Annotated in this window: 20 protein-coding genes; 11 read left to right on the forward strand and 9 right to left on the reverse strand. The window is 58.2% G+C overall.

Annotated elements, in window-relative coordinates:
* Positions 1–28 precede the first annotated feature (28 nt).
* Positions 29–2,047, forward strand: a complete 2,019-nt coding sequence (locus ABYA88_RS02500) for a methyl-accepting chemotaxis protein (protein ID WP_373185196.1) — start codon at positions 29–31, stop codon at positions 2,045–2,047.
* 50 nt (positions 2,048–2,097) lie between these two features.
* Here ABYA88_RS02500 and ABYA88_RS02505 read toward each other — a convergent pair whose 3' ends face one another.
* The 3 genes from ABYA88_RS02505 to ABYA88_RS02515 form a co-directional block, all read right to left on the reverse strand.
* Positions 2,098–2,664 carry a cob(I)yrinic acid a,c-diamide adenosyltransferase gene (locus ABYA88_RS02505; RefSeq protein ID WP_373185199.1) on the reverse strand — a complete coding sequence of 189 codons (567 nt, stop codon included), beginning with the start codon at positions 2,662–2,664 and terminating at the stop codon, positions 2,098–2,100.
* 81 nt (positions 2,665–2,745) lie between these two features.
* A complete protein-coding gene (locus ABYA88_RS02510) occupies positions 2,746–3,663 on the reverse strand; it encodes a 2-dehydropantoate 2-reductase (RefSeq protein ID WP_373185201.1) in 918 nt (305 codons plus the stop codon).
* Between the two features lie 5 nt (positions 3,664–3,668).
* Positions 3,669–4,634 carry a response regulator gene (locus ABYA88_RS02515; protein ID WP_373185203.1) on the reverse strand — a complete coding sequence of 322 codons (966 nt, stop codon included), beginning with the start codon at positions 4,632–4,634 and terminating at the stop codon, positions 3,669–3,671.
* 105 nt (positions 4,635–4,739) lie between these two features.
* Here ABYA88_RS02515 and ABYA88_RS02520 point away from each other — a divergent pair, with 105 nt between their 5' ends.
* From ABYA88_RS02520 to ABYA88_RS02530, 3 genes are all read left to right on the forward strand, one after another.
* Positions 4,740–5,225 (forward strand): YajQ family cyclic di-GMP-binding protein, encoded by a 486-nt coding sequence (locus ABYA88_RS02520; RefSeq protein WP_373185206.1) that lies wholly within the window; start codon positions 4,740–4,742, stop codon positions 5,223–5,225.
* A 27-nt stretch (positions 5,226–5,252) separates the two neighbouring features.
* Positions 5,253–6,089: a mechanosensitive ion channel family protein gene (locus ABYA88_RS02525; protein WP_373185208.1), complete on the forward strand. Its 837-nt coding sequence runs from the start codon at positions 5,253–5,255 to the stop codon at positions 6,087–6,089.
* 152 nt (positions 6,090–6,241) lie between these two features.
* Positions 6,242–6,757 (forward strand): hypothetical protein, encoded by a 516-nt coding sequence (locus ABYA88_RS02530; RefSeq protein ID WP_373185210.1) that lies wholly within the window; start codon positions 6,242–6,244, stop codon positions 6,755–6,757.
* Between the two features lie 74 nt (positions 6,758–6,831).
* Here the strand turns inward: ABYA88_RS02530 and ABYA88_RS02535 are convergent, their stop codons facing one another.
* Positions 6,832–8,214, reverse strand: a complete 1,383-nt coding sequence (locus ABYA88_RS02535; protein WP_373185212.1) for an MFS transporter — start codon at positions 8,212–8,214, stop codon at positions 6,832–6,834.
* Positions 8,215–8,234: 20 nt separating this feature from the next.
* Positions 8,235–8,591: an MGMT family protein gene (locus ABYA88_RS02540; RefSeq protein WP_373185214.1), complete on the reverse strand. Its 357-nt coding sequence runs from the start codon at positions 8,589–8,591 to the stop codon at positions 8,235–8,237.
* Positions 8,592–8,640: 49 nt separating this feature from the next.
* Between ABYA88_RS02540 and ABYA88_RS02545 the strand changes: the two genes are divergently transcribed.
* On the forward strand, positions 8,641–9,657 hold the full coding sequence (locus tag ABYA88_RS02545; RefSeq protein ID WP_373185216.1) for a DUF481 domain-containing protein: 1,017 nt from the start codon (positions 8,641–8,643) through the stop codon (positions 9,655–9,657).
* A gap of 69 nt (positions 9,658–9,726) precedes the next feature.
* Here ABYA88_RS02545 and ABYA88_RS02550 read toward each other — a convergent pair whose 3' ends face one another.
* Positions 9,727–10,485 carry an SDR family oxidoreductase gene (locus tag ABYA88_RS02550; protein ID WP_373185218.1) on the reverse strand — a complete coding sequence of 253 codons (759 nt, stop codon included), beginning with the start codon at positions 10,483–10,485 and terminating at the stop codon, positions 9,727–9,729.
* 197 nt (positions 10,486–10,682) lie between these two features.
* Here ABYA88_RS02550 and ABYA88_RS02555 point away from each other — a divergent pair, with 197 nt between their 5' ends.
* The 3 genes from ABYA88_RS02555 to groL all read left to right on the forward strand — a co-directional run bounded on the left by ABYA88_RS02555 (position 10,683) and on the right by groL (position 13,316).
* On the forward strand, positions 10,683–11,132 hold the full coding sequence (locus ABYA88_RS02555; RefSeq protein ID WP_373185221.1) for an FxsA family protein: 450 nt from the start codon (positions 10,683–10,685) through the stop codon (positions 11,130–11,132).
* A gap of 192 nt (positions 11,133–11,324) precedes the next feature.
* Entirely contained in the window at positions 11,325–11,618 is a 294-nt protein-coding gene (locus ABYA88_RS02560) for a co-chaperone GroES (RefSeq protein WP_373185223.1), read from the forward strand.
* 51 nt (positions 11,619–11,669) lie between these two features.
* The gene (gene groL, locus ABYA88_RS02565; protein ID WP_373185225.1) at positions 11,670–13,316 is read left to right on the forward strand and encodes a chaperonin GroEL; all 1,647 of its coding nucleotides are present in this window, start codon (positions 11,670–11,672) and stop codon (positions 13,314–13,316) included.
* Positions 13,317–13,860: 544 nt separating this feature from the next.
* On the opposite strand, the gene fdxA is transcribed toward groL, so the two are convergent.
* Positions 13,861–14,184, reverse strand: a complete 324-nt coding sequence (gene fdxA, locus ABYA88_RS02570; RefSeq protein ID WP_373185228.1) for a ferredoxin FdxA — start codon at positions 14,182–14,184, stop codon at positions 13,861–13,863.
* A gap of 145 nt (positions 14,185–14,329) precedes the next feature.
* Entirely contained in the window at positions 14,330–16,906 is a 2,577-nt protein-coding gene (gene mutS / locus ABYA88_RS02575; protein ID WP_373185231.1) for a DNA mismatch repair protein MutS, read from the reverse strand.
* A gap of 88 nt (positions 16,907–16,994) precedes the next feature.
* Between mutS and ABYA88_RS02580 the strand changes: the two genes are divergently transcribed.
* The 3 genes from ABYA88_RS02580 to ABYA88_RS02590 all read left to right on the forward strand — a co-directional run bounded on the left by ABYA88_RS02580 (position 16,995) and on the right by ABYA88_RS02590 (position 19,122).
* Entirely contained in the window at positions 16,995–17,516 is a 522-nt protein-coding gene (locus tag ABYA88_RS02580) for a CinA family protein (protein WP_373185233.1), read from the forward strand.
* Positions 17,517–17,626: 110 nt separating this feature from the next.
* On the forward strand, positions 17,627–18,664 hold the full coding sequence (gene recA, locus ABYA88_RS02585; protein ID WP_373185236.1) for a recombinase RecA: 1,038 nt from the start codon (positions 17,627–17,629) through the stop codon (positions 18,662–18,664).
* Positions 18,665–18,678: 14 nt separating this feature from the next.
* Positions 18,679–19,122 (forward strand): regulatory protein RecX, encoded by a 444-nt coding sequence (locus tag ABYA88_RS02590; RefSeq protein ID WP_373185238.1) that lies wholly within the window; start codon positions 18,679–18,681, stop codon positions 19,120–19,122.
* Here ABYA88_RS02590 and ABYA88_RS02595 read toward each other — a convergent pair.
* Positions 19,082–20,170 (reverse strand): TIGR00730 family Rossman fold protein, encoded by a 1,089-nt coding sequence (locus ABYA88_RS02595; protein ID WP_373185241.1) that lies wholly within the window; start codon positions 20,168–20,170, stop codon positions 19,082–19,084. The genes ABYA88_RS02590 and ABYA88_RS02595 overlap by 41 nt on opposite strands.
* Between the last annotated feature and the right edge of the window lie 25 nt (positions 20,171–20,195).

The raw sequence follows: 20,195 nt of genomic DNA on the forward strand, positions 1-20,195 counted from the left end.
CGGGAGATGTATTTGAGGAGAAGCATGCGTGAATAGTCTTATGGCTCCTGCCATAGCGTTGATGAATCGTTTGAGTTATGGCATGAAGTTCTGCCTGATCAGCGTTCTGTTCTTTGTTCCCCTGGGTATCGTCAGCAGCATGCTGGTACAGCAGGCGTACGAGCGAGTGCAGATTACCCAGCGGGCACTCGACGGCATGACATTGGTCGAACAGAACGTGTCAATCATGCGCGATGCGGAAATGCTCCGTGATCTGGATGTGATTCTCGGGCAGCTCGGGCAGGGCGAATACGCTGCTGACCTGGAGCAACGTACGGAGGTCCTGCGCAACCAGGTGGTCAATGCGCTGAGAGGCCTGGATCTGGATCCTGAGGATCCACAAGCCAGCGAGCTGCTGGCCAAGCGCGATGAATTGGTGGAAGCCTATCAGCAAGCTGCCAAGGAGTCGGTCCGCAACCGGGGCGCGCTGACCAGTCTGGCTCTTGGCGAGCTGTCTTCACTACTCAACTTCAGCGCCGCCTACGCTGGCTTGCCACAGGATTATGACCGCAATATTCGTCAGCTTTCCGATCTGGTGATCAATGTCACCCCACCGATTACCCAGGCCCTGGGTAGCGGGCGGTCGGTAGGCGCCTACTCGATCGGTCTCGGCTATCTGAATTCCGACGCCAGCCGCGACATGGACGACCTGTTTGAAAGCATGCAGAAGCTGCGCAGCGACTATGAACAGACCCTCGGGCTGGTTCTGGCAAGCGAAGAGCTTGGCGGCTTGCGCAGTGCCGGGCAGGTAAGCCTGGAGAGTCTCGACGTGGCAGCGCGCATTTTCGAGGACGATATCATCCTTGCCAGTTCCCTCAGTGGAGGCTGGCTGGACTATTTCAATCAGATCACCGCCGAGATCGATAAAACCTACGCCTTCAATCAGGCGGTGCTCGAGACACTTGGTCAGGTTCTGACCGAGCGGCTGGGCGAGAACATGCGGGCGATGACTATTCTGATCATCTCGCTATCGGCTGTCGGCCTTCTGATCATCTATCTCTACGCCGGTTTCTACATGGCGACGCGGCGCACGCTCAAGCGTCTGTCCGAGCTGATGGGACAGGTGGCCGATGGCGACATGACGGTGCATGTCGAGGTGGAAAGTCGCGACGAGCTGGGTGCTCTGGCCTCCGATTTCAATGACACGGTGCGGCGTATTCGCGACCTGATTACTCGCGTGAGCCAGACCGCTGGACAGGTGGATCAGCAGTCGCAGCAGGTCGAGACTATCTCGGGTGAGAGCAGCCGCGCGGTCGCCTCACAGCGCTCGCAGATCGAGCAGGTAGCAACAGCGATGAACGAAATGTCCGCCACTTCGCAGGAAGTGGCGCGCAGTGCGGCAAGCGCGGTAACCAGCGCCGGTCTGGTTAACAAGGAAACATTGGCCGGTCGTCAACTGGTGGAGTCCTCAGTCGATGGCATTGAGAAGCTGGCCGGGGAAATCGAAAATTCGGTCAAGGCGATAAACCAGCTGGCCGATGACAGCTCTTCCATCAGTCGGGTGCTGGAAGTGATCAAGGGTGTTGCCGAACAAACCAATCTGCTGGCGCTAAACGCCGCCATCGAGGCGGCCAGAGCTGGTGAGCAGGGTCGCGGCTTTGCCGTGGTAGCCGATGAAGTACGCACGCTGGCGCGGCGCACGCAGCAATCTACCGAGGAGATCGAACAGATGATTGCCCGTCTGCAGAGCGGGGTCAATGGAGCGGTCAAGGCCATGGGCGCCAGCCACGGCATGACCGGAGCTACTGTTGACTCCTCGCTCAAGGTGCAGGATGCGCTGGGCAATATCCTCAAGGCAGTCAATCAGATTGTCGACCAGAGCGAGCAGATCGCGGCCGCGGCCGAAGAGCAGACCGCGGTTAGTCACGATATCGATCAGAACATCGTCGAGATAAACCAGGTCAGCGATCGGACCGCCGAAGGCGCACGTCAGACCGAAGAGTCGAGCAACCGCATGGGCCAGCTGGTTAAGGAGCTACAGCAAATAATCAGCGCATTCAGGGTTTAACCGCGCAAAGGCGGGGAGGCGCGACATTCGGCGCCCCTGCCGGGTTTGATTCAGCTTTGCGGTTTGGGTTTGGATTGCCAGAGCACTTCGGGTGTCCCTTCCAGTCTTGCGATGGTGCGGGCCAGCACGAAGAGCAGGTCCGACAGCCTGTTCAGATAAATTCTCGCCTGGGTATTCACCGCCTCTTCACTTGCCAGTGAGAGGTATCGCCGTTCTGCTCTCCGACATATGCTGCGCGCCAGATGGGCGCTGGCAATACAACGCGAGCCGCCCGGCAAGATGAAGTTCTTCAGCGGCTCGAGATCGGCGTTATAGTGGTCGATCAACTCTTCCAGATCCTTCACGTCAGCCTCGCCGATGATATCGTGACCCGGTACCGCCAGCTCGCCTCCGAGATCGAAGAGGCGGTGCTGGACGGGCGCCAGCGCCGCGCACAGTGAGGTCAAGTCCTGCGCCTGCAGATCGGCAATCAGGACGCCGAGCGAACTGTTGAGTTCGTCAACGCTGCCCATAGCTTCGATACGCGGATGGTCCTTGTCGATTCTGCGGCCGTCGGCCAGGCCGGTCTGACCCTTGTCGCCGGTACGGGTATAGAGTTTGCTCAAGCGAAAGCCCATGATGCGAGTGCCCTTTGGATAGTCGAAATGCTGCGCAGCGTTAAAGCCTAGCCGGTCTGTCCGGCGGCGCAAAGCACGCTTTCAATTGTTCGCCAGTCCATGCATTGCCAGATGTGTCTTCAGGCGGGCGTACAGTCCCGTCATCACCGGCGCCCCTATTCCCTCCCGGACAGCCGTGCGGCAGGCATAGCCGATAATGTAGTCGATCTCGGTCTGCCGGCCGGCGTGCACGTCCTGGCGCATCGAAGAGCTGTTCAGGGCGGTTCGCCGGATGACATCGGCGACCACCTGGGCAAGCTCTGCGGCTTGCGGCGCGAAACCCTGGCTGTGCAAAAGTGCCTTCAGCTCGCGGATCAGTGCATCCAGCTCGCTTCCGGCCCGGGCGGGCACCTCCCCGTTGCGGCAGTCATGCAGCACCGTAAACGGGTTGATTGCGCAGTTGATCGCCAGTTTCTGCCAGAGCACCTGGGCAATGTCCTGTTCCCAAACCCAGTCGAGGGCTGGCGGTGCCAGTGCAGCAAGCCAGGGAGGGCAAGGGCCGCCTGCTTCGTCACCAATGCGGGTCAGCCCTTTCCCTGCCCATACTACGTGGCCGGGCGCGCGCAGCCAGGCGCCGTCCGTGACGCTGGCGCACAGCACTTGACTGTCCTTGCACAGCTCCCGGGCATATTGCTGACTGCCGATCCCGTTCTGCAACATGACCAGCGTGCTGTCGGGGCCGAGAAGATGCGCCAGGGGATTCAGCGCCGAAGGCACTGCGTAGGCCTTGGTGGCGACGACGAGGCGGTGCAGCGGCTCGGTTCCGGGGTCCAGGCAGATTTCTATTTCAAGTTCTTCGCGGATGTTGTCATGCTCGAAGATCAGCCTGCCGCCAATGGCTTGCCAGTGCTCGAACGCTTCGGGGGTGCGCACAAGCAGCCTCACGCTGTGTCCCGCGCTCGCCAGCCGGGCTGCCCAGAGAAGACCGAGACTGCCCGGGCCGAGAATGTCGAAGCGCACAGGGATCAGCTGGCCTTTGGCCAGCGCACATCGGTAATCAGGCTGGTTTCGTAGGCGGCGCCAAGGTGTGTTTCCACCAGATCGAGCAGCTGGCCGGCAGCGGGCACTGCCTGTTTGTCGTTCACGGCACACAGCGCCATGCCGGCGCGCAGGGTAAGGTAGCCTTCACTGGTCTTGAACGCTTTGAGGTTCAAGCCGTCATGCAGTCGCTTGAAGCTGGCCGGTTTGCAGTCGGCCGGGTCTTCGGCCAGCGTGACAATAGCAAAAGTGCTGGCTCCCACCCGGGCAATTACATCGGTAGGCCGGACTAGCTGCTGCAGGCGCCGGGCGATGCCTTTGAGTAACTCCTGCTGAACGCTTTGTCCCAGTCGGCCGGTCAGCTCTTCCAGGTTTTGCACGCCGAGTACCAGGGTGCAGCAGATACCGCCGCGGGATTCGACATTGCGCAGAATATCGTTGAGGCGCTGCAGGGCATAGCGACGATTGCCCAATGCGGTGACGCTGTCGACCAGATTGTGCTCTTCTAGCTGACTGTTGTTGGTGGCCAGAAGCTGGTTCTCATCAAGCAGACGGTTGATCAGCTGCGATGTGCGGTCGGCGGCGTAGATACGGGGCAGGAGCTGTTCGTTCATCGACGATTTGCTGATGAAGTCATCTACGCCGCGGTCAAATGCCTCACTCAGCACGTTATCGCCTTCCCGCGCGGTCAGCAGCACCACGTAGGTGTAGTGATCGGTCTGCTCGTCGGTCTGACGAATTCTGGTGGTCAACTCCAGCCCATCCATTTCCGGCATCAGCCAGTCAGCGACCATCACGCTGGCTGGGCGTTCTTCGTGCATTGCCAGCGCGTCCATCGCGGAGCTGGCAAATCGGATATCGGCATAACCTGCGCGTGTGAGGTTATGGCCAATGACCGCACTGCTGAACTTGGTGTCATCCACCACCATGATGCTGAGTTGCGGGTTGGGCATGACGAGACTCCCAGTCTGTTGTTATGTTCAGGTTATAATGCCACGAACCTATGCTGTTGTTTTGCAATATATGTCATAAATATCCTGTTTAGTTGAGGTAAATGCATGCCTTCTTTTGATGTTGTCTCGGAACTGGACAAGCATGAAGTCACCAATGCCGTGGAAAACGCGATGAAGGACCTCGATCGTCGCTATGACCTACGGGGCAAGGGCAGCTTCGAATTCAAGGATAAGGAATTGCTTGTACACATGACTGGCGATGCGGAGTTTCAACTGGAGCAGATGCTCGAGATTCTCAGGCTCAATCTGGTCAAGCGCAAGATCGACATCCAGTGTCTGGAAGTCAAGCCGGCCTTTGCATCAGGCAAGCAGGTCAAGCAGGATGTACAGCTCAGGGAGGGCATAGACAAGGAGCTGGCGAAGAAAATCGTTTCCCTGATCAAGGAATCTAAGGCCAAGGTGCAGGCTGCGATCCAGGGTGAGCAGGTGCGCGTCACCGGCAAGAAACGTGACGATCTGCAGGAGGTCATGGCGCTGCTGCGCGGCGCAGATATGGAGATGCCCCTGCAATTCAATAATTTCCGCGACTAGGACGAATGACAGAGAGAGGTAGTACGGATGGATGATGTAATGACGCAGCTGGAGGAGCTCCAGGAAGCCTGGCTGCCAATGGTGATGCAGTACGGCAGTCAGGTGCTGCTGGCCATAGTGACACTGCTGATTGGCTGGTGGCTGATCGGCCGGTTGGTCGGCGGTGTACATGTGCTGATGGAGAAGCGCAACATAGATCGGACCCTACACGGGTTCATTGGCGCGCTGGTCGGTATTGGGCTGAAAGTCATTCTGCTGGTCAGCGTTGCCGGCATGGTCGGCGTGGAAACCACGTCCTTTATCGCCCTGATCGGTGCGGCTGGTCTGGCGATCGGTCTGGCGCTGCAGGGCAGCCTGGCCAACTTTGCTGGTGGCATGCTTATCCTGATCGTGCGTCCTATCCGGGCCGGTGAATACATCGAGGCCCAGGGTGTGGGCGGAACCGTCGACAGTATTCAGATTTTCAATACCGTTTTGAAAACGCCAGATAACAAGACCATCATCATCCCCAACGGCGCATTGTCCAATGGCAATATCATTAACTATTCTCGCCAACCGACCCGTCGTGTGGACTTGAATATCGGGATCGATTATGGCGATGACGTGAAAAAGGCGCGCGAGCTCCTTCTTGAGCTGGCCAATGCTGACGAGCGCGTATTCAAGGATCCTGAAGCCGTCGTCTGGCTGGTGTCACTCGGCGACAACTCGGTCAACCTGTCGCTGCGCATGTGGGCCAAGACCGACGATTACTGGGGCGTATTCTGGGGCCTGCAGGAACTGGTCAAGGAACGCTTTGATCAGGAAGGCATTACTATCCCCTTCCCCCAGCGCACTGTGCATATGGTTGCGCAAGCGTCGCAGTGATCGAAGGCAGAATGACCATGGCCCGGCAATGCCGGGCTTTTTTTTGTCTGTTTTTCGTACAATAGTGTGAACGTCTGCGAAAACCTTCTGTCAAGAGCATTGATGGCGTGCCTCGGGCACGTCCAAGTCAACCAGGCCGGAGGTATATTTCCATGAATCGACTTTTTAAAACTTCCCTGATCATGGCCGCAATGATTCCGGTCATGGCCGGAGCAGCGCCTACCACGGGCGAAAGGGAAATCACATTGAGCGGAGCTGGCACGAGTGACAAGGACTTCGATCAGAACACCCTTGCTTTGCAGGGCAGCTGGGGGCAATACCTGAGCCCGTCTTCGCTTTGGGGTATCCGTCAGAGCATCAGTGTCAGCGACACCGAAGGGGAGGAAACCAATTTCGATGGCTCAACACGGATTTTCTATGATTATCACTTCGGTACCGGGGCTACCCGTCCCTTCATCGGAGCCAGCATCGGCGGCGTTTACGGTGAACAGGTCGAGGAAAGTTTTATCGCGGGCCCCGAGATCGGTATCAAGCATTGGGTCAAGGAAGATGTCTTTATCGCTGGCCTGGTGGAATATCAGTTTCTGTTTGATAGTGCCAGCGATGCCGATGACCGTTACGACGATGGAGCGCTCTTCTACAGCGTGGGGGTTGGCTACAATTTCTGATAGCGAGACTCTCATTAGCTCCTTTAACGGCGCCGCGTCTCTGCAGGCGCCGTTTTTTGTTCTGACAGGATGGTTCAGTCGATGCCCGGGCGTTTCAATCTGTCGGGGTGAGCGACTTTGATTAGCATAAAGGCTAGAACGATTGCTGGCAGGCCTGTCAGCGCAGTGAGCATGAAGAAAGTCACCCAGCCGGTGTTGGCAGCCAGCATGCCGGTGAATCCTGCAGCGAATTGCCCCGGCAGGGTCATGATCGAACTGAACAGCGCGTACTGCGTCGCGGTGTAGGCGGTATTGGTCAGGCTCGACAGATAGGCGATGAAGACCGAAATGGCCAGCCCGCCGGTTATGTTGTCGGCAACGATGGCAAGAATAAGCCCGTATTGTTCCGGTCCGATGTGCGCCAACCAGGCAAAGGTCAGGTTGGTTGCTGGCGCCATGAAGGCGGTGAGCAGCAGTATCGGCGCGATACCGAAACGGGCGACCAGCAGCCCACCCAGAGCTGCCCCCAGCAATGTCATGCCCAGACCGAAGGCGGCGGCGATGTTGGCAATCTCGGCCTTGCTGAATCCCAGATCCAGATAGAATGGATTGGCCATCACGCCCATGAAGATGTCGCTGATGCGAAAGGTGGCAATAAACAGCAGGATCACCAGCGCGGCCTTGCCATAACGCTGGAAAAATTCGGCGAATGGGCAGACCATCGCGCCGATGAACCAGGCCGTCAGGTCCTTGCGCCATCCCGCGTGGTGCGTGTGCGCCAGATAATCACTGACTCGTTGCTCAAGACGCAGGGTCGATTGCGTGACGTGCACCGCGGGTTCGGCGATTACCAGCGTGGTGATGATGCCTACCCCCATCAGGACCGCCATCGCAGCATAGGCTACGGTCCAACTGTCCAGAGAAGCCAGATGCAGCGCGCCGGCCCCTGCCGCGAGAATGGCAACCCTATAGCCTGTCACGTAGGTGGCGGCCATCGCGCCCTGGCGATGCTTGGCTTCGGCCTCAACTCGATACGCGTCAATCGCCACGTCCTGGGTTGCCGAGCCGAAGGCTGCCAGTACTGCCCAGAGCGCGACCAGCGTGAGGTTTTCCTTGGGATCGGTAAAAGCCATGCCGAGCAGAGCAATTGAAATCACCACCTGGGCGAGCAACATCCAGGCTCGACGACGGCCAAGCCAGCGGCTGAGCAACGGTAGTGGCGCGCGGTCGATCAACGGCGCCCAGAGCACCTTGATTGAATGCGCCATGCCGACCCAACTCAGGAAACCGATGGCCGTCAGCTCGACGCCCAGGTCTCGCAGCCATGCACTGAAGGTGCCGCCGACCAGCAACAGCGGCAGGCCTGCGGAAAAGCCCAGAAACAGCATGCCGAGTACACGTGGCTTGAGATAGACCCGCAAGCCCTCGTGTTCCTCCCTTGCCGAGGGTTGTGTTGCAGTTTTTTCAGCGTCGTTCATGCAGCTCCCGTGGGTTCTGTTCAGTCCGGCCAGCCATAGCGTTTCATGTCGACGCGGCGGTTGGTGACGATAATACCTTCGGCCAGCAGTCGTTGATATTGCTCTTGGCCGGCAGGCTGATTCGCCGGTAATGACAGTTGCCCCTGGCTGTTGAGTACACGATGCCAGGGCAGGCTGGTATCTTCTGGAAGTTGTCCCAGCCAACGCCCGGCCAGTCGGGCGCCCCGGCCCATGCCGGCCAGTTTCGCCAGTCGGCCGTAACTCGTTACTTGCCCCGGCGGAATGCTTGCCAGCACCTGCCAGAACCTCTCGCGAATGGTTGGCGTCGCGGGATTCGCGTCATATTGGGTGACTGCTGGCTTTCGGTTTTCAATCATGGATAATGGCGCCTCGCTGTTGCCCGCCCCCCCATCATATAGGTTTCACATGCTGCGTTGTCGCCCGTTGCTGGCCCTTTTTACCTTGTTGTTCTTACCTGCTTCAGCAACCGCTGACACTCTCTGGCTGAATAACGGGGATCGTATCAGCGGCACTATTGAATTGCTGGAAGGCGGGAAGCTGGTGATGGATACCGAGTTGGCGGGTCGTATCCGGGTAGCCGTGGAGGATATCAGCACCTTTGAATCAGAACATGCTCTGCTGATAAAAACGCCGGGCGAGGCAGAACGGGCCCTCGCCGTGTCGGCGTCGGAAACGGTCGGCGTGATCAATGTCATCAATGGCGGCCCGGAACCCGTGCCGTTGAGGATAAGCCAGATCCAGCAGATGCTCGAGCCGAAACCCGTTATCGAGGACTGGGTGTGGTCGGCAGATGCTACCGCTGCACTGGATATCAAGAACACCACTACCGATCAGCGCGATCTTGATCTGGCGTTCGATACCCGTGCCCGGCACGGCGACTGGCGTCATGTGCTGGGTGGTGAATTCGAGCGCGATTACCGCGACAAGGTGAAAAGCCGTCATCTGTGGCAGGCCGATTATGATCTGAGCTGGTTCTTTGAAGAAAAGTGGTTCTGGCAAACCGCCCTTGGCTACCAGCGAGATCACCTCAGTGAAATTGCCCGGCGCAAGCAGTTCGGTATGGGGCCAGGCTACGAATGGTGGAACGACGCCCTTGGACGCTTCGAGACGTCGGCGCGGCTGGACCGGGTAGAGCTGGAAAACCGCGATGGCAGTATTAACGCCTTCAATGCGCTGGGCTTGCAGTGGGAGCTACGCCGCTATCTGTTCAGCAAACGCTTTGAAGCGATTCACAACGCCGAGGCGCTGATTCCCGATGATCCGGCAATTAATTTCGGGCTTGATGCCGAGCTGGGCGTACGCTATCTGGTCAACAATTGGGCTTCGCTCAGCCTGCTTACCGAATGGGATTACGTGGATGGAGATGCGCAGAACAGCATCAACCATACCCGTTACCGATTAGGTTTCGGAGTGGGTTGGTAAGCACCTGGTAAACCTTGGCTGGCTCGACTAACAGGGCCGCTTTGGGGGCGGCCCTGACAAGCGGCTTTTTCAGAGGCGAATGCCGCCGTCGAGCTCCAGAATACGGCCGGTGTAATACTCGTTCTCGAACAGGTAGGCGGCCGAGTGAGCAATTTCCTCGGGCTTGCCCATGCGCTTGAGCGGGATGCCGGAAGTCATCTTTTCCAGCGCCTCGGGCTTCATCCCTGCTGTCATGTCGGTCTCGATGAACCCAGGGGCGATGCCGGCGACGCGGATGCCGTAGCGCGCCAGTTCCTTGGCCCAGGTAACAGTCAAGGCTGCCACGCCGGCCTTGGCTGCCGAATAATTCGACTGGCCCATATTGCCCGCGCGCGATATGGAGGAAATGTTGATGATCAGGCCGGTGCTGCCAAGCTCGACCATTTTGGCGGCCACTTCCCGCGTGCCGAGAAACACGCCGGTCAGATTAACATCGATGACCGATTGCCATTGCGCCAGACTCATTTTCTGGATCTCGCCATCGCGTGATTTGATCAACAGACCATCGCGCAGAATGCCGGCGTTGTTGATCAGGCCATTGATGGTGCCGAAGTCGGCAGCTACCTGGCTGACCATATCAACCACTTGCGCCTCGTCCGCCACATTGCAGATGTAGGGGCGCGCGTCGCCACCCGCCTGCTTGCAAGCCTCGGCGGCCTCATCCAGGCGCTCCTGGTTGAGATCGACCAGCGCCAGACGCGCGCCGCGGGCGGCAAGGTACTCTGCCATCGAGCGCCCAAGGCCCTGACCGCCGCCGGTAATAATGATCACACTGTTTTTCAGTTGCATGCTTGGCACTCCTCATAGCCAATGGGAACTTGTGCGGCGCAAGCATGCCCGAGTCACATGCATTTTAGAATACCGGCAAGCGATTTTTAGTCACCGTTTGACCTGTATCGCGTCTGAAGACAGCTCCTGTGTCGGGTTGAAAGCAGCCTGTGTTGCACCCATATACATAGTTAACGGAACAATTGCTCGAGGTTCGCATGCCCTTATTGCGTTTTTTATTGCTGGCCATCCCATTGATCGAGCTGGCAGGTCTGATCCTGCTCGGGCAGGCCATTGGTGTCGGGTTGACCCTGTTATGGGTCCTGGCCAGCGGTGTTCTCGGTGTGGCGGTGATACAAACCCAGGGCTGGAGCATGCTGCAGCGACTGCAGGCCCGCATGGCCCACGACAGTTCCCCCTTTGGCGTACTCAAGTCGGGCATGTGGGGCGTGCTTGCCGGCCTGTTGCTGGTATTCCCCGGGGTGCTGACCGACGGCGCAGCGCTGGTATGTCTACTGTTGGCTTGGCGCCACCGGGGGCAGCCACAGCCGGGGGATCCTGATGGCCCCGGCGTCTGGCGCGAGGGCGAGCATAATATCATCGAAGGCGAATGGGAGTCGGGCCGGGAAGAGAAGGTCGAGGACAAAAAACCGGCTGATCGGGAATGAAAAAAATTGCGTTGAGCCCTTGAAATCGCTTCGCCGGGCCCCATTAACGCATCACAAGTTCTACAGGTTTCAGCAGTGGAACCTTACCGCACAGTGACGTTGCCTCTGGCGCGTCCCTCGGGCCGCAAGGCCTGATTAACTTGAGAGGCCGGTTCGCCGGCAATTGACATCAATATTGGGAGAGATACAACGATGAAAATCCGTCCGTTACACGACCGCGTAGTGGTTCGTCGCAGTGAAGAAGAGACAAAGACCGCTGGTGGTATCGTTCTGCCTGGCTCCGCCGCAGAAAAGCCGAACACGGGCGTTGTGCTGGCCGTCGGTACTGGCCGCATCCTGGATAGCGGCGATGTCCGTGCTCCAGCTCTTAAAGAAGGCGACAAGGTTGTCTTCGGCCCTTACTCAGGCAGCAACACCATCAAGATCGACGGCGAAGACCTGTTGATCATGAGCGAGTCCGAAATCTACGGCGTGCTGGAAAGCTGAGTTAAGCATTTCCCGGCATTCTCTGAACGACATTACTGAAGGAAAGTAAAAATGGCTGCTAAAGAAGTTAAATTCGGTATCTCCGGCCGCAACAAAATGCTGGCTGGCGTCAACATCCTGGCCGACGCGGTCAAGGCAACTCTGGGGCCAAAGGGCCGCAACGTCCTGATCGAGCGCAGCTACGGCGCGCCGATCATCACCAAGGACGGTGTAACCGTCGCCAAGGAAATCGAACTCAAAGACAAGTTCGAGAACATGGGCGCCCAGTTGGTCAAGGACGTCGCTTCGCGCGCCAATGATGATGCTGGTGACGGCACTACCACTGCCACCGTACTCGCCCAGGCCATCGTGACCGAAGGTCTGAAGTCCGTTGCTGCCGGCATGAACCCGATGGATCTCAAGCGTGGTATCGACAAGGCGACTATCGCTATCGTTGCCGAGCTGAAGAATCTGGCCAAGCCCTGCGCCGATTCCCGCGCCATCGCTCAGGTAGGCACCATCTCTGCCAACTCCGACGAGTCCATCGGCAAGATCATCGCCGAAGCCATGGATCGTGTAGGTAAAGAAGGTGTTATCACTGTTGAAGAAGGCTCCGGTCTGGACAACGAGCTGTCGGTTGTTGAAGGTATGCAGTTTGACCGCGGATACCTGTCTCCGTACTTCGTCAACAAGCCAGAGACCATGTCTGCCGAGCTGGATAACCCGTACATCCTGCTGGTCGACAAGAAGATTTCCAACATCCGTGAAATGCTCCCGACTCTGGAAGCCGTAGCCAAGGCTGGTCGTCCGCTGATGATCGTTGCCGAAGACGTTGAAGGCGAAGCCCTGGCGACTCTGGTAGTCAACAACATGCGCGGTATCGTCAAGGTTGCCGCGGTCAAGGCGCCTGGCTTTGGCGATCGTCGCAAGGCCATGCTGCAGGATATCGCCATTCTCACCGGCGGTACTGTGATCAGTGAAGAAGTGGGTCTGAGCCTGGAAAATACCGGTCTCGAGCACCTGGGTCAGGCCAAGAGCATTCAGATCAACAAGGACAACACCACCGTTATCGATGGTGCTGGCTCCAAGACAGATATTGAAGCTCGCGTTGGTCAGATCCGCAAGCAGGTTGAAGATACAACCTCCGACTACGACAAAGAGAAGCTGCAAGAGCGTCTGGCCAAGCTGGCCGGCGGTGTTGCCGTGATCAAGGTCGGTGCTGCTACCGAAGTCGAGATGAAAGAGAAGAAGCACCGCGTTGAAGATGCGCTGCATGCAACCCGTGCTGCCGTCGAAGAAGGCGTGGTACCTGGCGGTGGTGTAGCTCTGGTTCGCGCTCTGCAGGCGATCGAAGGCATGATAGGCGACAACGAAGATCAGACTGTTGGTGTTAACCTGCTGCGTCGCGCAGTAGAAGCTCCTTTCCGTCAGATCGTGTTGAATGCCGGTGACGAAGCCTCCGTGGTGCTGAACAACGTCAAGGCGGGTACCGGCAACTACGGTTACAACGCCTCTACTGGCGAGTACGGCGATATGATCGAGATGGGCATCCTGGACCCGGCCAAGGTAACCCGCAGTGCGCTGCAGGCTGCTGCCTCCGTAGCCAGTCTGATGATCACCACCGAAGCCATGATTGCCGAGCTGCCGGAAGACGACAAGCCCGCAATGCCTGACATGGGCGGTATGGGTGGAATGGGTGGCATGGGCGGCATGATGTAAGCCGACTGCTCCCTGTAGTAATTGAACCCGGTACCGCAAGGTACCGGGTTTTTTTTGAGCTCTTTTTGCCGGCCAATACCTCCTGTGTTTTGCAGCGGCCGGGCTCAGACTTCAGTACTGTTTGATTGTTCCCCCATGAATTCATTCACCGTGTAAGCGTTTACCTACAAGGCGCGTAAGTCAAATCTGTCATCTGCTGTCAGATCTTGGTCGAAAAAGCGCTAGTAAAAAAAGTAAGAGCCTGAAAAATAAGAGTTTTAATCCGAGCGGTGAGGTGGCAGGTGGTCTTTTTTACGCTTGCTTACATTCTGGCTGGCGGTACTATGTAGCCATGTGTGACGGATCACGCAGCCAGGCAGGATGCCGGGCAGGATCATCAGGGTGATGAAGTCAGGACGACTGGAAACGGATTTCACATAGGGAATGAAAGAGTGGGCGGGTTATCCCGCCCCTTTTTTTGTCTGCGATTTGTGCCCGAGAGGACATGGCAGGCACAAAAAAGCCGGCACACCGGCCGGCTTCCAGGTATCGCGCGCAGGGCGTATCAGCGCTCCAGGTACTGCAACTTGTCCGGCACGCCATCCCATTCCTCGGCGTCGGCCAGCGGTTCCTTCTTTTCCGTAATGTTCGGCCAGACTTCTGCCAGTTCGGCGTTCAGCTCGGTGAATTCCTGCATGTCTTCCGGCACTTCGTCCTCGGAGAAGATCGCATTGGCCGGGCACTCGGGCTCGCACAGGGCGCAGTCGATGCACTCGTCCGGGTGGATCACGAGGAAATTGGGGCCCTCGTAAAAGCAATCGACAGGGCAGACCTCAACGCAGTCGGTGTATTTGCACTTGATGCAGTTGTCAACAACAACAAAGGTCATGGTCGGGTCTCCGGAATAAGTCGGTCTTGATTAATGGCGCGTAGTCTAGCAGTTTTTGCTTTCTGGTACAGACCGATGGCGGAATTTGCCGAAGTTGGCATCACGTTCGCTGCGCCTTAATGCAAATATCTCTCATTTGCATTATTCATCTATGTTGTGCTTTCCACGCATAAAGCAATTCGAGTGCCTGTTTCGGTGTGAGTTCATCCGGTTTGAGCTGCTGCAATTGCTCAACGAGCGGGTGTGAAGATACGGCGAAAAGATCATTTTGCTGCGGGGTTTTGACTGGCGCGCTGGTCTGTTTTGCCTGTTGGTTAAGGCTCTGTTGTTCAAGCGCCGCCAGGTGCTCGCGGGCCCGATCAATCACCTGCCGAGGCACACCGGCCAGTTGGGCTACCTGCAGGCCGTAGCTCTGGCTTGCCGGACCAGGCAGAACGCTGTGCAGGAACACAATGCGTTCGTTGTGTTCGGTAGCATTGAGGTGCACGTTGGCTACGCCCGGGTCGGTATCGACCAGGCCTGTGAGCTCGAAATAATGCGTGGCAAATAACGTGAACGCACGGACCCGGGCCAGGTATTCGGCGGCCGACCAGGCCAGCGACAGGCCATCGAAGGTGCTGGTGCCACGGCCTACCTCGTCCATCAACACCAGGCTGGCATCGGTAGCGTTGTGCAGGATATTGGCGGTTTCGCTCATTTCCACCATAAAGGTAGAGCGGCCCCCGGCCAGGTCATCGCTCGAGCCGATGCGGGTGAATATCCGGTCTACCATCGACATCTCGACGCTGCGAGCGGGTACGAAACTGCCGATATGGGCGAGCAGCACGATCAGCGCCGTCTGACGCATGTAGGTTGATTTACCACCCATGTTCGGACCGGTGATGATCAGCATGCGGGTATCGGGGTCCAGGCGCAGGTCATTGGCGACAAACGGGCCATCCAGCACGTGTTCCACGACAGGGTGGCGGCCCTGGTCTATACACAACTGACTGCCCTCGACAAAGCTGGGGCGCTGGTAGTCCAGGGTGCTGGCGCGCTCGCTCAGGGTGGCCAGTACATCCAGCTCGGCCAGGGCCGCAGCGGTGTCCTGCAGGCGCGCCAGATCTTCATTGAGCCGATCGATCAGTTCATCATACAGTTGCTTTTCACGCGCCAGCGCGCGGCTGCGGGCAGACAGGGCCTTGTCTTCAAAGGTTTTCAGCTCCGGGGTGATGAAGCGTTCCGCGCCCTTGAGTGTCTGGCGGCGAATGTAATCTGCCGGCGCCTGGGCGGACTGTCCGCGGGACAGCTCGATGAAGTAGCCGTGAACACGATTGTAGCCGACCTTGAGCGTGGACAGCCCGGTGCGTTCGCGCTCGCGGTTTTCCAGGTCGATCAGATACTGCCCGGCGTTCTCGCTGATGTTCTGTAACTCGTCAAGGTCGGCGTCATAGCCCGGTTTGATCACTCCCCCGTCGCGCAGCACGGCTGGCGGATTGTCGATTACCGCGCGTTCCAGCACTGTGGCCAGTTCCGGATATACGCCTACTTCGCCTGCAAGATGTTGCAGGTGAGGTGTCTCGAGCGGTTCGAGTGCCTGTTGCAGGGCGGGGAGGGCGGCGAGCGAATCGCGCAGGCGCGCCAGATCGCGCGGGCGGGCTGAGCGCAGCGCAATACGGGCAAGAATCCGTTCGATATCACCGATACCCTTTAGTACGGGCTGCAGTTCTTCGTGGTAGTGCTGTTGCAGCAAGGTGCTGATGCTGTCCTGCCGCGCCTGGAGTACCTGTGTGTCGCGCAACGGACGATTCAGCCAGCGAGCCAGCAGGCGACCTCCCATGGCGGTTGCGGTATGGTCCAGCACCTCGAGTAGGGTATTTTCGCGTCCCCCGGAAAGGTTATTGTCGATTTCCAGATTACGCCGGCTGGCGCTATCGATAATGACGCTGTCCTCGAAGCGTTCGAGCACGATGCTGCGGATATGTGGCAGCGCCGTGCGTTGGGTTTCCTTGGCGTAGCACATTAGCGCACCCGCAGCGCCCAGGCCCAATGTCAGATTGTTGCAGCCAAAGCCGACCAGGTCCTTGGTGCCGAACTGCTGAGTGAGGGATTTGAACGCGCTGTCGCGATCAAACTCCCAGGGTGCGCGGCGGCGCACCGCGCGGCGTCGCTCGATGGGTGTGTTGGTTTCCCAGTCATCAGGGATCAGCAGTTCGGCTGGCGCCAGGCGTTCCAACTCGCCCAGCAGCGTTTCCCAGCCTTGCAGCTCCATCACACAAAACCGTCCGCTGTTGATATCCAGTGTGGCGAGGCCGAAGCCGCGTTCGCTCCCAACCAGGGCTGCCAGCAGGTTGTCGCGCCGCTCGTCCAGCAAGGCTTCATCACTCACCGTGCCGGGGGTGAGTATGCGCACTACCTGGCGATCCACTGGTCCCTTGCTGGTAGCGGGATCGCCGATCTGCTCGCAGATCACCACCGATTCGCCAAGCTTGACCAGCCGCGCCAGATAGCCTTCGGCCGCGTGATAGGGGATGCCAGCCATAGGAATTGGCTGACCCCCCGATTGACCGCGGGCGGTCAGCGTGATGTCGAGCAGGCGCGAGGCCTTTTTCGCATCGTCGAAGAAAAGCTCGTAGAAATCGCCCATGCGATAAAACAGCAGTTCGTGCGGATGGTGCTGTTTGATCCCGAAATATTGTTGCATCATCGGTGTGTGGCTGACGGATTTCTCGGCGCGGCTCATGCAGATCCCTGATTGGTGAATAGTTTGCCGCGCTTAGTCTACGCAATGCATCCCCAGCTTTTAAGCGCAATTTGAAGAGGCAAGCGATATGTCCCAGTATGACCCGCTGATCGATTCCGCCGCTGCTCGTCTGGGCAGCGTACTGCGTCGCCACGGCTACCAGGTCACAGCTGCAGAATCCTGCACTGCTGGCGGTATCTGCGAAGCAATTACCCGCGTGGGCGGCAGCTCGGCCTGGTTTCAGACTGGCTTTGTGACCTATGCAAACCAGAGCAAGCATCGCTGGCTGGGCGTGAATGAGGCCGACCTGCAGACCCATGGCGCGGTAAGCGAGCCGGTGGTGCGCGCGATGGCCAGCGGCGCGCTGGGCGCAGCCGAAGCGGACATTGCGGTGGCGGTGAGCGGAATAGCCGGGCCCGACGGCGGCACCGCGGACAAACCGGTCGGCACTGTGTGGTTTGCCTGGGCGCTGCGCGACGGCAATGTGATCTCCAGCTGTCGCCGCTTGCAGGGCAACCGGCGGGAGGTTCGCGCGCAGACGGTTCTGCATGCCCTGGAAGGTCTGATCAAGGCAGCAGAGCAGCTCGCTGTGAGTCAGTCCTCAGCCTGATAAAACAAGGGGTAGGCGGCGGCAAACTTCTGTGAAATAATACTGACCATATATACAGTAGTTTTCGATTACCGGGCACTTGCGTACCCGCCACTCCAAGAGGATGCACAATGGACGACAACAAGAAAAAGGCACTTTCGGCTGCCTTGAGTCAGATTGAACGTCAGTTTGGCAAGGGTGCGGTGATGCGCATGGGCGATCAGGAACGCATGGCCATACCGTCGATTTCCACCGGTTCGCTGGGTCTGGATATTGCCCTGGGTCTGGGAGGCTTGCCACGCGGGCGGGTGGTCGAGATTTATGGGCCGGAATCATCTGGTAAGACCACATTGACTCTATCGGTCATTGCCCAGGCGCAGAAGCAGGGGGCTACCTGTGCCTTTGTCGATGCAGAGCATGCACTGGATCCCGAATATGCCGGCAAGCTGGGGGTCGTTGTCGATGATCTCCTGGTTTCCCAGCCTGATACCGGTGAGCAGGCGCTGGAGATTACCGACATGCTGGTACGCTCCAATGCAGTGGATGTCATCGTCATCGACTCGGTAGCCGCCCTGGTTCCCAAGGCGGAAATCGAAGGTGAGATGGGTGATCACCACGTCGGCGTCCAGGCGCGCCTGATGTCCCAGGCTCTGCGCAAGATTACCGGTAACATCAAGAACGCCAACTGTCTGGTTATCTTTATCAACCAGATCCGCATGAAAATCGGTGTGATGTTCGGTAATCCGGAAACCACTACCGGTGGTAACGCCCTGAAGTTCTATTCCTCTGTCCGTCTGGATATCCGTCGCACCGGCGCGGTGAAGGAAGGCGATGAAGTGGTTGGCAGCGAGACCCGGGTCAAGGTGGTCAAGAACAAGGTCGCGCCGCCGTTCCGTCAGGCTGAATTCCAGATCCTCTATGGCTCTGGTATCTACCATAATGCCGAGATCATCGATCTGGGCGTGCAGATCGGACTGGTTGAAAAATCCGGTGCCTGGTATGCCTACAAAGGCAACAAGATTGGCCAGGGCAAGGCCAACGCTGCCAAGTACATGGCTGAGAACCCGGCTATTGCAGATGAAATCGAGAAGGCCATTCGCGACCAGTTGCTCCCCAAGCCGAGCAACGCTAAGGCTGCACCCGCTGAAGTCGCCGACGCCGATCTCTGATCCGGGCCTGCCTGATGTTCGGCCGCCAGCAACAGCTCGAAACGCCCCAGGCAATCCGGCGCAGCGCACTGGATCTCCTGGCGCGTCGTGAGCACAGCCGGCTTGAGATGCAGCGCAAACTGACGTTGCGCGGCGCTTCTTCAGAACTGTGCGAGCCGGTGCTTGATCAACTGCAGGAAGACGGTCTTCTAAGCGATGAGCGTTTCTGCGAGGCCTACGTGCATGCCCGCGTTCAGCGTGGTTATGGTCCGCAGCGGTTGGCGGAGGAACTGCGGGAGCGCGGCGTCGACGAGCACATCGTCAACGCCGTGCTGAGCTTGGACTGGAGCTGGTCCGAGCGCGCGCAAGCGGCCTTCGCCAAGCGGTTCCCCCAGGGTCCAGCGGACGATGCCAGGGAGCGCGCGAAGCAGCTTGGCTTCATGCGCTATCGGGGTTTTGCAGATTTTCGGCTTGATTGACGAAATCGATAAGCGCGCGCAATCGCCCCTGATGGCGACCGTTGAAGCTGAACTCCAGACGATGCAATCCTTCCAGCTCCGGTTCTTCCGGATCGACGGGATGGTGAGAAGTTTGCACAAAGGAGCCCTCCTTGCAGATATCACTGAAGTGTTCGTTGACCCGCTCCAGTGCCGTTTCGGTCAGAGCCTTCTGCATGCGTAGTATATAGCGTCCGTCCATCCATCTGGACGAGTGGTAGTTACTGTAGAAACCGAGAATTTCCTGCATCGCCTGATCCGGTGAACGCGCTAGCGTCATCAGGTTGAAGTCCGCCTCGAGTATGTAGCCCTGGTCGCACAGCTGGGTTTTGAAAAAAGCCAGTAGCCCGTCCCAGTACCCGCCGTTTGGCACATCCAGCAGAATGACCGGGACCACCGGGCTTTTGCCTGTCTGGATCAGGGTGATCACTTCCAGCGTCTCGTCAAGCGTGCCGAAACCACCCGGACAGAGCACTAACGCATCGGCCTCCTTGACGAAGAACAGTTTACGTAAAAAAAAGAATCGGAAACGCAGGTCGTGATCGGTGTTGTAAACGATGTCGTTTGAGCGCTGCTCGAACGGCAGTGTGATATTGAATCCCAAACTATTGTCCAGGCCAGCGCCTTCGTGGGCTGCGCCCATGATGCCATTACCCGCTCCGGTAATGGCCATAAAGTCGTTCTCCGCGAGCGTCTTGCCCAAGTCGCGCGCGAGGGCATAAAGCTGGTGATCAACATGGGTGCGGGCAGAGCCGAATACGGTCACCTTGCGCCGACGTTTGAACATTTCCAGTCGCGCGAAGGATTGCTCGAGCTCAGCGATAGTCTGCAACATGATCTTGGCATCCCAGCGGTCCCCGTCTGCCTGAGCCATGCGCACCACATGGAGGATCATTTCCCGGTAAAGCGCTGAGTTCTTGCTGTCACCGGCACTGGCCGCAACAAGCTCGTCTATTTTCTGTTGAAGACCTGCACCGCCAGTCTGCACATGGCGTGTCAGGTAGTCTGCCGGATCTTGGTTGTCTGTCATCGTCTAATCCAGTGTAATTCGGGAG

The organism is Halopseudomonas sp., assembly GCF_041579695.1.
GTDB lineage: Bacteria > Pseudomonadota > Gammaproteobacteria > Pseudomonadales > Pseudomonadaceae > Halopseudomonas.

Coding starts and splice junctions, on each gene's coding strand:
- ABYA88_RS02505 (WP_373185199.1), bottom strand. CDS start 2,664: ATGGGCTTTCGCTTGAGCAAACTCTATACCCGTACCGGCGACAAGGGT.
- ABYA88_RS02515 (WP_373185203.1), bottom strand. CDS start 4,634: ATGCCCAACCCGCAACTCAGCATCATGGTGGTGGATGACACCAAGTTC.
- ABYA88_RS02520 (WP_373185206.1), top strand. CDS start 4,740: ATGCCTTCTTTTGATGTTGTCTCGGAACTGGACAAGCATGAAGTCACC.
- ABYA88_RS02525 (WP_373185208.1), top strand. CDS start 5,253: ATGGATGATGTAATGACGCAGCTGGAGGAGCTCCAGGAAGCCTGGCTG.
- ABYA88_RS02530 (WP_373185210.1), top strand. CDS start 6,242: ATGAATCGACTTTTTAAAACTTCCCTGATCATGGCCGCAATGATTCCG.
- ABYA88_RS02535 (WP_373185212.1), bottom strand. CDS start 8,214: ATGAACGACGCTGAAAAAACTGCAACACAACCCTCGGCAAGGGAGGAA.
- ABYA88_RS02540 (WP_373185214.1), bottom strand. CDS start 8,591: ATGATTGAAAACCGAAAGCCAGCAGTCACCCAATATGACGCGAATCCC.
- ABYA88_RS02545 (WP_373185216.1), top strand. CDS start 8,641: ATGCTGCGTTGTCGCCCGTTGCTGGCCCTTTTTACCTTGTTGTTCTTA.
- ABYA88_RS02550 (WP_373185218.1), bottom strand. CDS start 10,485: ATGCAACTGAAAAACAGTGTGATCATTATTACCGGCGGCGGTCAGGGC.
- ABYA88_RS02555 (WP_373185221.1), top strand. CDS start 10,683: ATGCCCTTATTGCGTTTTTTATTGCTGGCCATCCCATTGATCGAGCTG.
- ABYA88_RS02560 (WP_373185223.1), top strand. CDS start 11,325: ATGAAAATCCGTCCGTTACACGACCGCGTAGTGGTTCGTCGCAGTGAA.
- groL (WP_373185225.1), top strand. CDS start 11,670: ATGGCTGCTAAAGAAGTTAAATTCGGTATCTCCGGCCGCAACAAAATG.
- fdxA (WP_373185228.1), bottom strand. CDS start 14,184: ATGACCTTTGTTGTTGTTGACAACTGCATCAAGTGCAAATACACCGAC.
- mutS (WP_373185231.1), bottom strand. CDS start 16,906: ATGAGCCGCGCCGAGAAATCCGTCAGCCACACACCGATGATGCAACAA.
- ABYA88_RS02580 (WP_373185233.1), top strand. CDS start 16,995: ATGTCCCAGTATGACCCGCTGATCGATTCCGCCGCTGCTCGTCTGGGC.
- recA (WP_373185236.1), top strand. CDS start 17,627: ATGGACGACAACAAGAAAAAGGCACTTTCGGCTGCCTTGAGTCAGATT.
- ABYA88_RS02590 (WP_373185238.1), top strand. CDS start 18,679: ATGTTCGGCCGCCAGCAACAGCTCGAAACGCCCCAGGCAATCCGGCGC.
- ABYA88_RS02595 (WP_373185241.1), bottom strand. CDS start 20,170: ATGACAGACAACCAAGATCCGGCAGACTACCTGACACGCCATGTGCAG.